This is a genomic window from Aliifodinibius sp. S!AR15-10 (assembly GCF_031569985.1).
In the GTDB taxonomy this organism is placed as follows: domain Bacteria; phylum Bacteroidota; class Rhodothermia; order Balneolales; family Balneolaceae; genus JAMQKA01.
The window spans coordinates 40,865-54,430 of sequence record NZ_JAMQKA010000024.1 but is presented as its reverse complement, the minus strand read 5'-3'; the positions used below and the strand labels follow the sequence as shown (position 1 = coordinate 54,430).

Below are 13,566 nucleotides of genomic sequence, written 5' to 3'. Positions count from 1 at the left end.
AACCTACCCTTAATAAAGAGAATTAAAGAACCTTATTGTAATGTCTTTTTTCAAATAGTTCGATTTAATTTCTCTGTTTTTTTTAGCAGGTACTCAGTCATGTTCATTCGAATCCCGTTAGATTTTACCTGATTAAAAGAAAAAGATACAGTGATATCAAAAAGGTTCTATAAATTACTTTAGCTCTGCGCTATTTTTTATATTTTTAGCTGCCTTAATATCGACCGGAAACTTTTGTTTAAATTCAATCCATGCCGAACGACAAAATTACGATAACCTTCCCTGACGGGTCTGAAAAGCAGTATCCCAAAGGGGTTACCGGCTACGAAGTAGCAGAATCTATCTCAAAAGGATTAGCACGAGAAGCACTCAGTGTCACTCTTGATGACGAAATCCTGGACCTCGATCGCCCCATAGAGCGCGATGGGACCATCACGATAAATACATGGAATAGTGAGGACGGCAAGTACACATTCTGGCACTCTTCCGCTCACCTTCTGGCTGAAGCCATTCAGGAACTCTATCCCGATGCCAAGTTCGGTATCGGACCGCCTATTGAGAATGGGTTTTATTATGATATTGACTTTGGAGACAAATCGGTTGGCCAGGACGACCTTGACAAGATTGAGAAGAAAATCATTGAAAAAGCCCGCCAGAAATCCGGCTTTGAGCGGAAGCCCGTTACCAAGGAAGAGGCTCTCTCCTTTTACAAAGAGAAGGGCAATGAATATAAAGTCGACCTGATTAAGGACCTGGAGGACGGGAATATAACGTTCTATACCCAGGGTGATTTCACCGATTTATGTCGCGGTCCGCACATCCCCAATACCGGGCTGGTGAAAGCGGTCAAATTGACGAATGTTGCCGGGGCTTACTGGCGTGGCGATGTAGACAGTGAGCAGCTGACCCGGATTTACGGGATCTCCTTTCCAAAGCAGAAGTTGCTGGAAGAGTATATCCACAAGATGGAGGAGGCCAAGCGCCGCGATCACAAAAAGCTGGGCAAAGAGCTTAAGTTGTTTATGATGGACCAGATGGTTGGGCAGGGTCTACCTGTTTGGTTGCCAAATGGAACGATCATCCGTCGGACGCTGGAGTCATTTCTGCGGGAAGAACAAAAAAAGCGGGGCTACAAAGAAGTAATTACCCCGCACATCGGGAACCTGGAGCTGTATAAAACCTCTGGGCACTATCCCTACTATCGGGAATCGCAGTATAACCCGATACAGGTGGACGATGAAGAGTACATGCTCAAGCCGATGAACTGCCCGCATCACCATCGCATTTACTCCAACGAGTTGCACAGCTACCGCGATCTTCCCCTGCGGCTGGCTGAGTTTGGAAGCGTTTATCGCTACGAACAGTCGGGCGAACTGAACGGGCTATCGAGGGTTCGGGGTTTCACCCAGGACGATGCCCATATATATTGCACGCACGAGCAGCTGAAGCGTGAGATCAAGAACTGTCTCGATCTCACGCAATTTGTTTTTAGCATATTTGACATGCCGGTGGATATCCGCCTCTCGTTCCGTGATGACAACGAGGAAAAATATGGTGGAGAGGATGAATACTGGGAGCGGGCCGAACGGGAAATCAAGGAGGTGGCCGATGAAGAAGGCCTGGACTACAAAATTGCCCGCGGCGAAGCCAGCTTTTATGGGCCAAAAATCGATTTCATCATCCGCGATGCTATAGGGCGAAAATGGCAACTCGGCACCGTGCAGGTCGATTACGTGATGCCTGAACGGTTCGACCTGACCTATATAGGTTCTGACAATGAGAAGCACCGTCCTGTTATTATTCATCGTGCACCGTTCGGATCCATGGAGCGTTTCTGCAGCATCCTGATTGAACATTTTGCCGGTGATTTCCCGGTTTGGTTGGCGCCCGTGCAGGTTAAAATGATTCCTATTGCTGATGATTTTAACGAATATGCTTACCAATGCGCTGCGAAGCTGAAGGAACATGATGTGCGCGTAGAAGTGGATGACAGAAGCGAGCAAATTGGCGGAAAAATAAGGGATGCTGAAACGAGTAAGATTCCTTATATGTTAATAGTAGGTGGAAATGAAGCAGAAGATGGAACCGTTTCTGTTCGCCGGCATAAAGAAGGCGATATTGGAACTTTTGATTTTTCTGATTTTATTTCTAACCTAATTGATGAGATCGATAGTAAACGAGTTCCCGATCACTCAAATTCTAATTAAAATAAATAGAGGTAATTATCGGAAGAAGTAGACGACCACGTCCGCGAAAAGATCCGGACAGACCAAATGTAAATGATGAAATCCGGTCAAGGAAAGTACGGGTAATCCGGCCTGATGAAGAACATGAGATCGTAGATATAGATCGTGCCCTTGAAATTGCACGATCATATGATCTGGACCTTGTCGAGGTGGCCCCCAAAGCCAAACCACCTGTCTGTAAAATTATTGACTTCGGCAAGTTTATGTATAAGAAGAAGAAGAAAGAGAAAGAAGCCAAGAAAAAGCAGCACACTGTTCAGGTTAAAGAGCTTCGCTTCCGTCCCAATACTGATGATCACGATCTGGAGTTTAAAACTCGGCATGCGCGCGGTTTTCTGGAAGATGGTGACAAGGTCAAAGCGACTGTCCAGTTCAGGGGTCGCGATATGCTTTACACTGAGCGGGGTGAAGAGTTGCTGATGGATCTTGCCGAAGAACTCAGTGATGTTGGGGAAATTGAATCCAAGCCAACAATGGAAGGGCGACGGATGATCATGATGCTCTCCCCTACATCAAAAGGGTAACCTACCAATACTGATTTAAAGTCGAGTTCAGTTATGCTGATATCACCAACATAAGGAAGATGTAAATAATCCTTTAATCAGTTATTGATATTGCTTATCTTCGAACTCTTTTGAATTTAAGTTTAAACGGGTGATTATTATGCCTAAAATGAAATCCAATAGTGGAGCTAAAAAACGTTTTAAGGTTACCGGTTCCGGTAGAGTGAAGCGTAAGAAAGCGGGGAAACGACATATCCTCACAAAGAAGCGAAGCAAACGTAAGCGTAAACTTGGCAAAGATACCCTGGTTGACAAGACCCAGGAAAAGAATGTCAAGAAAATGCTTCCTTACAAATAACCAATACTAACTTTAAACACATAAGACAAAAATGCCACGAGCAAGAAACAAGGTGGCTTCCCGTCGCCGTCGCCGTAAGATTCTGAAACAGGCGAAAGGTTACTGGGGCAAGCGTAAAAATGTGTATAAATTTGCGAAAAACGCGGTTGAAAAAGGGATGCTGTACCAGTATCGCGACCGCAAAGTTCGCAAACGTGAATTCCGACGACTCTGGATCACACGCATTAATGCAGCTGCCCGTCAGAACGATACGACCTATTCCAAATTGATGGGAGCCCTCAAAAAGAAAGATATTGAAATCAATCGCAAAGTATTGGCCGATCTGGCCGTGCGTGATCCGGAAACGTTCACCGCTATTGTTGAAGAAGCAACGGCATAAACGGTTCACAGTTTGATTTTATAACCGGCAGATCTTATTCAAAAGGGTAAGGTTTGTCGGTTTTTTTATTTAGGATAAAACCAAAATACTCAACTCCATCTACCAGCAGTACGCAATACGAAGTACAACAAACTAATTATTATATTTCCGTGCTGACTATTTGTACTGTTTATACCGACAGATAATATTTGTGATGCTTGATTATATTGAAACGATAAAAAACGAAGTTGAAGCGTTTCCTATCACCGATGAGGAAGAGCTGGAGGCTTTCCGACTGGAATTCCTCTCCCGAAAGGGCAAAGTTCAGACGATGTTCTCCAAAATGGGTGAAGTACCCAATGAGGAGAAGGCGACAGTTGGAAAAGCGATGAACGAGGTAAAGAATCTGGCACAAAATAAGTTTGACGATGCCAAGGAAAAGCTGGAAAAGAAAGAGGCTCGTCAGGTAAGTGCGCTCGACGACCTCACGCTGCCAACAGCCCCTATGACGGTGGGCTCCTACCACCCACTGACCCAGACGCTGAACGAGATGAAGGAAATTTTTTACCGGCTGGGTTTTTCTATTGCCGACGGACCCGAAATTGAGGACGATTTTCACAACTTCACAGCACTGAATTTTCCGCCGAATCACCCGGCTCGTGACGAACAGGATACGTTTTTTATCCGCAAGCATGACGACCCGGAAGAGCAGGACCTGGTACTCCGTACCCACACCTCCCCTATTCAAATCCGGGAGATGCAGAGGCGGGAACCGCCCATCCGGATCATAGCACCTGGCAAGGTGTATCGAAATGAGGCTGTGAGTCCCAAATCGTATTTCCTGTTTCACCAGGTGGAAGCGCTATACGTAGATACGGATGTCAGCGTAGCAGAGCTTAAGGAAACGCTGATCAGCTTTGCCAAGCTGATGTTCGGCAGTGATGTTACGTATCGCCTGCGTCCCGGTTTTTTCCCGTTTACGGAACCCAGCCTCGAGATGGATATCTGGTGGGAAGCAAACGGGGACGGGAAATGGCTGGAGATTCTTGGCTCCGGTATGGTGGATCCAAATGTGTTTAAATCGGTGGACATTGATCCAGAAAAGTACACTGGATTTGCCTGGGGGATGGGTGTGGACCGTATAGCCATGCTACGGCACGGTATCAATGATATACGCACATTCTATGAAAATGACACCCGCTTCTTAGAACAATTTGATTAATGAAATTGGAACACGGTTGACACGGTTACACAGATAGGTTTGCTGATTTAATTTATCTGTGTAAATCCTCACAATCAGCTTTAGCAGTGTTCCATTAAAGATTCAATGTTAAGCAATGAAGATTTCATATAACTGGCTAAAAGAATTTATTGATTTCGACCTGAGTCCCGAGGAAACGGCAGAAAAGCTGACGCTCATCGGGCTGGAAGTCGATTCCATTGAAAAAATAGGCAGCAGTCTCGACGGCGTTGTCGTAGGGAAAGTGCTGGAAGTTAGCGAACACCCCAATGCCGACCGACTGCGACTTTGTAAAGTGGACTTGGGTAAGGAGCGGGTCCAGATTGTATGTGGCGCCGATAATGTAGCTAAAGACCAAAATGTGCCGGTCGCAACTGTGGGCACTACCCTGCCGCTCAAATTGGAAAACGGTGAACCTTTCGTGATCCGGGAAGCCAAACTCCGCGGAGAAGAGTCAAGAGGGATGATATGCTCCGAAAGTGAACTGGGCATCAGTGACGATCACTCGGGTATCATGGTGCTCCAAAACGGCGTGGAAGTGGGAAGCCCGATCAGCAGTGTGCTCGATCTGTATGAAGATACCGTGATCGATATTGAGATCTCTCCCAATCGCCCCGACGCCACCTGTCACCTGGGTGTGGCCCGTGACTTGGCTGCAGCATTAGACCTGGAGCTTAAGAAGCCGTTTGAAGAGGATTTTGATGATCCGAAACCGATTGAAAAAGAGATCGACATTCAAATAGAAAATGAGGAAAAATGCCATCGCTATGTGGGCAAGATGGTGAAGGGCGTAACCATCGCTGAATCTCCCGCATGGATTAAGAATCGGCTCAAGGCCGTTGGCGTGCGACCGGTAAACAATGTGGTCGATATCACCAACTACGTACTGCTGGAGCTCGGTCAGCCGCTTCACGCCTTTGATTACCAGACGATCCGCGGTAAGAAGATCGTCGTCAAGGATTTTGAGAAAGAGATTGAGTTTGAAACATTGGATCATATAAAACGAACATGCCCTGCCGGCACACTTTTCATCTGTGATGGTGAAGGACCTGTGGCGATCGCCGGTGTGATGGGTGGCGTGGATTCCGAGGTGGATGAAGAAACGACCGAGATCCTGGTGGAAAGTGCCTATTTCGATCCCGGGACCATCCGAAAAACAGCCAAAGAGCAGAACCTGCAAACGGATGCCTCATATCGTTTTGAGCGGGGTATCGATCCACAGCTGCAGCGCATTGCCGCCGAACGGTGCGCTGAACTTATTGCAAAAGTAGCCGGCGGTACTATTGTTGAGGGCTGTACTGACGTGCATCCGGTGAGAACGGAGTCTATGGAACTGGATCTGCGTCTCGGCTATGTAAATCGCTTGTTGGGCACCGAGCTGGATCTCGGGGAAGTAAAGGATATCCTTCAAGGGCTCGAACTCGAACTGGTTTCCGAAGATGAGGAAACGCTCACGTATAAAATTCCCACATTTCGACCCGACCTGGAACGTGAAGTGGACCTGATTGAGGAAGTGGGCCGTTTGTATGACTACAATAACATTGAAGCACCGAAACACGCCAAGTTTATCTCACCCGAGCCGATCAGTGACCATGAAAAACTGATGGTTCGCATTCGGGATGCGGTAAAAAGCCTGCGATTCAAAGAGATTTACACCAACTCCCTTATGCCGGAAGAGGATGCCACTTATCTCGGAGAGCTGGATCAGATGATTAACACCCTGAATCCAATTTCCAAAGAGATGACTACCCTCCGCCCTTCCCTGCTCTACGGGTTCCTGAAAGCAGTTGCATACAACTTCAACCGGAAAAACAGCGAAGTGCGATTCTTTGAAGTTGGAAATACATTCCAAAAAGCTGAGGAAGGCACTTATTTCGAAGGGATACAGGAAGAAACCAGCTTGCTGATAGGGCTGGCAGGCCTCAAAAACATTGAGTACTGGAATGCCGAGCCTCAGCCCTATGATCTGTTTGATTTAAAATCAAATGTAAACGCATTGTTAAAACAGCTCGGGATACTCCGGCATGTAAACCAAAGGGTTGATAAAGAACGCTTGATTTATGCTGTGAATGAAGTAGAGATTGGATCGCTTTACGAGGTTAAGCAAGAGATGCTGGAACATCTTGAGATTGAACAACCTACGTTTGCAGCCGAATTCTCGGTCACTAAAATTGAGCAGTTACTAGAACAATTATCCCAGGAAGGGTACGATCCTGTTTCAAAATATCCCCCATTCGAGTTCGATCTAGCGGTGGTAGTAAATGCAAATATTGCCGCCGGCGATTTGATGCAAACAATTGAGGATACCGCCGGAGAAAAGCTCAGAAGTATCGATATATTCGATGTATTTGAAGGAGAATCGATAGGCGAAGCGAAGAAAAGCGTCGCTTTCCGTTTGTCTTTCCTTGATAAGAATAAGACGTTGACTATCAATGATGTAGAGCCTATTATTGAAGAAGTATTAAATGTGCTGAAGGAACAGTATTCTGCAACATTACGAGCGTAATTCATTAGGTGCTGACAAACGATAGTCCATATCATCAACAGTTCAATAAGCTTCTCAACCAGATCCGTGGTGAGGTTGACCAGCTCAAGGATCAGATCAAAGAGCTGGAAAAAGAAAACAACCGTCTCCGCGAGAAAATTGAGGAGATCCAGGACGGCCAAACCGATATTTTCTCGGCAATGGCGGAGAGCGAGCGGCTTGCGTTGCGGCACCAGGTATTGGGACTTATCTCAAAAATTGACGATCACCTGGAGGAAAACGGGCAATGAAATCAATAAAAATAACGATCCTCGGGAAACAGTATCCCATCAAGGTTGAAGAGTCGGAAGAAGAGACAATGCGTCGAATTGCACAATATGTCGACGACCGGTTTATGCAGTATAAAAAAGAGCTCAAAAAGCAACAGGAGACTACTGTAATGGTCTTGGCGGCACTCAGCCTTGCGGAAGAAATTTTCGAAGAACGCCGGCGTAACCGTGAACTCAACAAAAAAGAGGATAAACTAATGCAGGATGTTAATGAGTCCCTTGAAGAGTTCATTGAAGAAATAAGCGTAAGCCAATAAGCCTGTTTTACTGAGCAATGTATAAGAATCATTCCCTTTCAGCTGCCCAACTACAGCTTTTAGTATCTCAATACCCACTTCCCCGTCTTTAAAATTCCCATTCTGAATACCATTTAATATTCCTTACCTTTGTGCTTCTTATTTATCGAACTCTGCTAAATGAATTTGATGACTACCGGTTCTAAAGATCAACAAACCGGAGATTATTTGGATTATGAGTAAAAAATTGAACATTCTTTTTATTGGTGATATCGTCGGTGAACCGGGCCTCAGCCTCCTGCAAACGGTACTTCCCGGACTTATTGAGAAGTATGAAGCCGATTTTGTTATTGCCAACGGTGAAAACTCGCACGAAGGGCACGGGATTAATCGCTCAATTATAAGCAACCTGCACGATTTGGGCGTCCATGTCATTACAGGTGGAAACCATTCTTTTGCCAAGTGGAAAGTCTTCTCCTACATGAAGAACAACCACGAGATCCTTCGGCCGCTCAACTATCCCAAAGGAAATCCCGGTTATGGATACGGTATCTATGAGATCCCTGATTTTGACCATAAGATCGGAGTGCTTAATCTCCAGGGAAGAACCTTTATGCAGGCTATCGATGATCCCTTCTCAACTGCTGATTGGGCCTTAGATCGAATTAAGGAAGAAACCGATACCGTTTTCATCGACTTCCACGCTGAGGCAACCGCCGAAAAAATGGCCCTGGCATGGCACCTGGATGGCAAAGCTGCCGTTTTTGTGGGCACTCATACCCATGTTCCTACCAACGATGCCCGAATCCTTCCAAAAGGGATGGGGTATATCAGTGATGCCGGGATGACCGGCTCGTTTGACTCAGTGCTCGGAATGGACAAAAACGTCTCAATGAAACGATTTATGCTTGGTACCCACCAACGCTATCAAATTGCCAATGGGAATAATCATGTATGCGCCGTTAATTGTGTTGTGGACCTGGAAACAAACAAATGCAAGCATATTGAGTCGATAGTATATCCCAGCTTCAACAACAGCACACTTGAAGAGTGATCAGTAATTCCCATGGAAAACAGCCCCTCAATACTTACCGGCTCGAATATTGTGAAGACCTATCCCGCCAAGACCGGCAATGGAGCCTTAACAGTACTTAACGACTGTACGATCAGAATTGACTCCGGGGCTATCGTCTCAGTTGTAGGCCCGAGTGGAAGCGGAAAAAGTACCCTTCTGCATGTGCTGGGGGGATTGGACCGCCCCGATTCGGGTGAAATTTTGTGGAACTCAAAATCGATATATGATTTGAAGTCAGAAGAGCTGGCTGATTTTCGCAACCGGCAACTCGGCTTCGTATTCCAGTTTCATCACCTTTTGCCCGAGTTTTCGGCGCTTGAAAATGTGCTCATGCCAGCTCTGATAGCAGGGAAGGAAATTAAGCCCTCAGAAGAGCGCGCTATGGAGCTTCTGAATCGTTTCGGCATTCCGGGACGAGCTGAACACCGTCCCACCGAACTATCGGGCGGCGAGCAGCAACGTGTATCTATGGCCCGGGCGCTCATGAACAACCCCTCCCTCATCCTGGCTGATGAGCCTACCGGCAACCTGGACGATGCCAATACTGAAATTGTACTTGAATATCTTTTTGAGCTCCGGGAAAAAGATGGCGTCAGTATTTTGCTGATCACCCATGAAAAAGATATCGCCGGGCGATGCGATCAGACGTACGAACTTAATAAAGGAAAGCTTAATCCGTTAAATTAACGAGACAACCGAACAAAAATAGAAGCGGTCAAAAGAACAAATATTCTATTTTGGGAAGTGCCAAAACAATACTAATTTTGACCACTCAAAATTTCAGCTCAAAATTGATATACGAAGGTTACAATGGCTAAACGACGAATGACCAAAGAAGAACTGGAACAGGACCCGCTGATTCAATCAGTTGAACGGGTTCAGGGCGTATATGAGCAGAACAAAAATGCAATTATTGGTGGAGCTATTGCATTGATTCTGATCATTGCCGGGGGCATTGGGTATTATTACTACTCCCAATCCCAGGAACAACAAGCACAACAGCTTATGGGCCCGGCTGAGACTTTTTTCCTGCAGTCAAATTTTCAAAGTGCACTTACTGGATCTGACGAAGATTTTACCGTGGGATTTGAGCAGATTATCAATAATTACGGCGGTACTAATGCCGGAAATTTGGCGCGCTATTATGCTGCTGTTTGTGAATATAATTTGGGCAACACGGAAGCGGCCCTCAGCTATATGGAAAGCTATGAAGTTCCGGTAGGAATCCTGGGAGTTGGCCCACTCTCTTTTAAAGGAGTTCTTTATACTGACTTGGGTCAGCATGAACAAGCCGCTCAAACCTACCTAGAAGCAGCCGAATGGGATGAAAACGACTCCACAACCCCGTATAATTATTTGGAAGCGGCCAACGCTTTCTATGATGCAGGCAATACTGCACAGGCTCGGGAATATGCCCAGTTAATTCTGGATGAATATCCCAACAGTAACCAAGTGCCGGAAGCTGAGCGACTTATTGGAATTCTGGCCGCGGCAGCAAAATAATTTGTCAGCCTTTCAAATTAATTTAAAGCTCCTGAACTCTTATCAGGAGCTTTTTTTATTACCCAAAATTCCAATTAGTGGAGAATCTCTTAAAAATTACCCAAAAAAATCCGCCCACTTTCGCAGGCGGATTTTAGAATCAAGCTATATGTGGGATAAGGTTAGGAAGGTGGTGTATAATCGACATCCACCCACTTACTTTTCTTGCCACTTTCAATCACTTTATGAATAAAATCTACGCCACGTGCCCCGTCTTGCACCGTTGGGAAATCGAGATCCAGTTCACCGGGATCTTCGCCGCTTAACTTGGCTGAAAGAGTATTGGCAAAATTGACATATATATTTGCAAAGGCCTCAATAAATCCTTCAGGGTGTCCGGAAGGAATTCGGGAATTATGCTTAGCAGCTTCTGTTAAATACTCATTACCGCGCTTATAGACCTGCTCCGGTCCATCTTGGTAGAGTACGTGCAGATAGTTGGGATTTTCCTGCTTCCACTCAATCGCAGCTTTGGTTCCGTAGGCTCTTATACTAAGGTTATTTTCTTCGCCGACTGAGACCTGAGAACAGTATAAGATTCCACGCGCTCCGCCTTTGTAGTGAACCAATACGTTGGCATCATCTTCGAGCTCACGGCCCTCTACAAATGAACTGATGTCTGCAATAAGCGATTCAATTTGCAGGCCTGTAATATACTCAACAAGATTTTCTGCATGTGATCCAATATCACCTACAGCAGAAGAAACACCCGCCTTTTTAGGATCCGTACGCCAATTGGCCTGTTTGTTGTCGACCTGTTCGGCCAGCCATCCCTGTGGATATTCTACAACCACTTTTCGTATCTCTCCCAGTTTCCCATTCTCGATCATCTCTCGTGCTTCCTTAACCATGGGATAACCGGTATAATTGTGGGTCAATGCAAAAATCACATCATGCTCATCCACCAATCGACAAAGTTCTTCAGCTTCTTCAACCGTTTTGGTCATCGGCTTATCACAGACCACGTGAAAACCCGCCTCGATAAAGGTTTTCGCTACGGGATGGTGCAAAAAGTTTGGCGTCACGATAGAAACAAAATCGATGCGTTCATCTTCGGGTAACTGGCTCTCTTTTTCAGCCATCTCCTGGTATGAACCATATACCCTGGAAGGGTCCAGGTTTAACTCTTCCCCCTTCTGTTTCGATTTTTCAGCAGATGAAGAAAAAGCGCCCGCTACCAGTTCAATTTTTCCATCCAATGCGGCTGCCATCCGATGCACTTCTCCGATAAAAGCGCCCGGACCGCCTCCGACCATACCATATCTCAGTTTTCTGTCTAGTGTCATTTTATCCTCTTTTTTTACTTTTGTTGAGAGGCGCAAATACCCAAAAACAATAGTGAAATGCAAGCCTTGAAAATCGAATTTTATGAGGGTTTTGGGTAATTTTTATAATCTGTGCAATAAATTTGCAAAATATAAATAGCTAATCTATGTTGCCTTTCATCGAACAGAAGTATTAGTGTTATACAAGGAAATATCAGCTTATGCATATCTCACAAGAAGTCAATAAATATGATGCGATTGTGGTCGGTTCCGGGATTTCGGGGGGATGGGCCGCCAAAGAGCTCACCGAAAAAGGACTAAAGACCTTAGTTCTGGAACGTGGCCGTAACGTGGAGCATGGAAAGGATTACATTACGGAACATAAAGCGCCATGGGAGATGGAATTTCGGGGTCGTGGAGACCGCCAGTTCCTGGAAGAGGAAAAGCCGAGGCAGCTCCGGTCGGATGTAGTTGGAGAATACAACCAGCATTTCTTTGTCAACGATAAAAAACACCCTTATGAAGTGGAAGATGAAGATAACCCCTTCCTTTGGGTGCGTGGTTACCATGTAGGTGGTCGGTCGCTGACATGGGGACGCCAATCGTACCGTTGGAGCCCGATGGACTTTCAAGCCAATGCCGAAGAGGACATCGCGGTTGAGTGGCCGATTAGGTACGAAGAGATCGCTCCGTGGTATGATTATGTTGAGAAATTTGCCGGCATTAGTGGTCAGGAAGAGGGCCTGCCGCAATTACCGGATGGACAGTTTCTGCCTCCCATGGATCTGAACTGTGTGGAGCAAGATGTCAAAAAAGCAATTGAAAGTAATTTTCCTGAGCGAACGCTCACGATAGGACGAGCAGCAGTACTAACCCAGGCACATAACGGACGCGGTGCATGCCATTACTGCGGCCCCTGCTCGCGCGGCTGTTCTGTCGGAGCCTATTTTTCTTCTCAAAGCAGCACACTGCCGGCTGCCAGGGAAACCGGCAACATGACGCTTCGACCCGACAGCATCGTGCATAGTGTCATCTATGATAAAGAGTCGGGTAAAGCTACCGGCGTCCGGGTTATCGATCGTGAATCGAAAGAAAGCATTGAATTTTATGCGGATGTAATCTTTCTGAACGCCTCTACGCTTGGTTCAACACAAATTTTATTAAACTCCAAATCTGATGTTTTCCCCAATGGAATGGGGAATTCAGGCGGGGTGCTGGGTCATTACCTGATGGACCACCACTTCCGTGTTGGAGCTAATGGAACCTATGAAGGGCACATGGACACCTACACCTTTGGAAATCGTCCAAACGGATTTTATATCCCCCGCTTCCGAAATATTAGTCCTGAAACAGAACAGCCTGATTTTCTGCGAGGTTATGGATTCCAGGGACGAGCAGGTCGTCCAAGCTGGAGCCGTGGACTGGGAATGGAAGGTTTTGGTGCTGATTTCAAAAAACAACTGCGCGATCCGGGACCATGGAATGTGGGCATGACCGCATTCGGTGAAATCCTGCCCAACTACGATAACTATGTGGAACTTGATGAAGAGAAAACGGACGAATGGGGTATTCCACTGCTTCATATCAGTGCCTCAATCGGTGAGAATGAACGAGCTATGCGCAAAGATATGGCTGAAACGGCGGCCGAGATGCTGGAAGCTGCCGGTGCCAAAGACGTAAACGCATACGAAGGTGAGTACCTCTTTGGAGAAGGTATCCATGAGATGGGCACTGCGCGTATGGGCAACGATCCTGAGACTTCGGTACTCAACGGCAACAATCAGCTTCATGAGGTCCCCAATGTGTTCGTCACTGACGGCGCTTGCATGACGTCAGCAGCTTGCCAAAATCCATCGCTGACCTATATGGCTCTCACCGCCCGTGCAGTTGATTTTGCTGTAGACCAGTTGAATAAAGGAAATCTTTAAT

At 46.2% G+C, this 13,566-nt stretch carries 13 protein-coding genes; 12 read left to right on the top strand and 1 reads right to left on the bottom strand.

Features of this window, described 5'->3' with window-relative positions; all coding sequences use genetic code 11:
* The first annotated feature begins 251 nt into the window (after positions 1–251).
* The 11 genes from thrS (at position 252) to NC796_RS15460 (ending at position 10,333) form a co-directional block, all read left to right on the top strand.
* The gene (gene thrS / locus NC796_RS15510; RefSeq protein ID WP_310685679.1) at positions 252–2,207 is read left to right on the top strand and encodes a threonine--tRNA ligase; all 1,956 of its coding nucleotides are present in this window, start codon (positions 252–254) and stop codon (positions 2,205–2,207) included.
* A 5-nt stretch (positions 2,208–2,212) separates the two neighbouring features.
* Complete coding sequence (gene infC / locus NC796_RS15505; RefSeq protein ID WP_310685702.1) at positions 2,213–2,770, top strand: translation initiation factor IF-3; 558 nt, start codon at positions 2,213–2,215, stop codon at positions 2,768–2,770.
* 139 nt (positions 2,771–2,909) lie between these two features.
* Positions 2,910–3,107 (top strand): 50S ribosomal protein L35, encoded by a 198-nt coding sequence (rpmI, locus tag NC796_RS15500; protein ID WP_310685678.1) that lies wholly within the window; start codon positions 2,910–2,912, stop codon positions 3,105–3,107.
* A 31-nt stretch (positions 3,108–3,138) separates the two neighbouring features.
* Positions 3,139–3,486, top strand: coding sequence for a 50S ribosomal protein L20 (rplT, locus tag NC796_RS15495; protein WP_310685676.1), 348 nt, complete (start codon positions 3,139–3,141; stop codon positions 3,484–3,486).
* A gap of 193 nt (positions 3,487–3,679) precedes the next feature.
* On the top strand, positions 3,680–4,687 hold the full coding sequence (gene pheS / locus NC796_RS15490) for a phenylalanine--tRNA ligase subunit alpha (protein WP_310685674.1): 1,008 nt from the start codon (positions 3,680–3,682) through the stop codon (positions 4,685–4,687).
* A 115-nt stretch (positions 4,688–4,802) separates the two neighbouring features.
* Positions 4,803–7,211 (top strand): phenylalanine--tRNA ligase subunit beta, encoded by a 2,409-nt coding sequence (pheT, locus tag NC796_RS15485; RefSeq protein WP_310685672.1) that lies wholly within the window; start codon positions 4,803–4,805, stop codon positions 7,209–7,211.
* A gap of 8 nt (positions 7,212–7,219) precedes the next feature.
* Positions 7,220–7,480 carry a hypothetical protein gene (locus NC796_RS15480; protein WP_310685671.1) on the top strand — a complete coding sequence of 87 codons (261 nt, stop codon included), beginning with the start codon at positions 7,220–7,222 and terminating at the stop codon, positions 7,478–7,480.
* Positions 7,477–7,776 carry a cell division protein ZapA gene (locus NC796_RS15475; protein WP_310685669.1) on the top strand — a complete coding sequence of 100 codons (300 nt, stop codon included), beginning with the start codon at positions 7,477–7,479 and terminating at the stop codon, positions 7,774–7,776. The genes NC796_RS15480 and NC796_RS15475 overlap by 4 nt, the downstream gene beginning before the upstream one ends.
* A gap of 214 nt (positions 7,777–7,990) precedes the next feature.
* The gene (locus NC796_RS15470; protein ID WP_310685667.1) at positions 7,991–8,809 is read left to right on the top strand and encodes a TIGR00282 family metallophosphoesterase; all 819 of its coding nucleotides are present in this window, start codon (positions 7,991–7,993) and stop codon (positions 8,807–8,809) included.
* Between the two features lie 12 nt (positions 8,810–8,821).
* Positions 8,822–9,517, top strand: coding sequence for an ABC transporter ATP-binding protein (locus NC796_RS15465; protein WP_310685666.1), 696 nt, complete (start codon positions 8,822–8,824; stop codon positions 9,515–9,517).
* Between the two features lie 123 nt (positions 9,518–9,640).
* On the top strand, positions 9,641–10,333 hold the full coding sequence (locus tag NC796_RS15460) for a tetratricopeptide repeat protein (RefSeq protein WP_310685664.1): 693 nt from the start codon (positions 9,641–9,643) through the stop codon (positions 10,331–10,333).
* Positions 10,334–10,494: 161 nt separating this feature from the next.
* Here NC796_RS15460 and NC796_RS15455 read toward each other — a convergent pair whose 3' ends face one another.
* Positions 10,495–11,658, bottom strand: a complete 1,164-nt coding sequence (locus NC796_RS15455; protein WP_310685662.1) for a Gfo/Idh/MocA family oxidoreductase — start codon at positions 11,656–11,658, stop codon at positions 10,495–10,497.
* Between the two features lie 200 nt (positions 11,659–11,858).
* On the opposite strand from NC796_RS15455, the gene NC796_RS15450 reads away from it, so the two are divergent.
* Entirely contained in the window at positions 11,859–13,565 is a 1,707-nt protein-coding gene (locus tag NC796_RS15450) for a GMC family oxidoreductase (RefSeq protein ID WP_310685660.1), read from the top strand.
* Position 13,566: the final 1 nt, after the last annotated feature.

Bases quoted from the DNA above. Each gene is read 5' to 3' on its own strand.
- thrS (WP_310685679.1), top strand. From the start codon at position 252: ATGCCGAACGACAAAATTACGATAACCTTCCCTGACGGGTCTGAAAAG.
- rpmI (WP_310685678.1), top strand. From the start codon at position 2,910: ATGCCTAAAATGAAATCCAATAGTGGAGCTAAAAAACGTTTTAAGGTT.
- rplT (WP_310685676.1), top strand. From the start codon at position 3,139: ATGCCACGAGCAAGAAACAAGGTGGCTTCCCGTCGCCGTCGCCGTAAG.
- pheS (WP_310685674.1), top strand. From the start codon at position 3,680: ATGCTTGATTATATTGAAACGATAAAAAACGAAGTTGAAGCGTTTCCT.
- pheT (WP_310685672.1), top strand. From the start codon at position 4,803: ATGAAGATTTCATATAACTGGCTAAAAGAATTTATTGATTTCGACCTG.
- NC796_RS15475 (WP_310685669.1), top strand. From the start codon at position 7,477: ATGAAATCAATAAAAATAACGATCCTCGGGAAACAGTATCCCATCAAG.
- NC796_RS15470 (WP_310685667.1), top strand. From the start codon at position 7,991: ATGAGTAAAAAATTGAACATTCTTTTTATTGGTGATATCGTCGGTGAA.
- NC796_RS15465 (WP_310685666.1), top strand. From the start codon at position 8,822: ATGGAAAACAGCCCCTCAATACTTACCGGCTCGAATATTGTGAAGACC.
- NC796_RS15460 (WP_310685664.1), top strand. From the start codon at position 9,641: ATGGCTAAACGACGAATGACCAAAGAAGAACTGGAACAGGACCCGCTG.
- NC796_RS15455 (WP_310685662.1), bottom strand. From the start codon at position 11,658: ATGACACTAGACAGAAAACTGAGATATGGTATGGTCGGAGGCGGTCCG.
- NC796_RS15450 (WP_310685660.1), top strand. From the start codon at position 11,859: ATGCATATCTCACAAGAAGTCAATAAATATGATGCGATTGTGGTCGGT.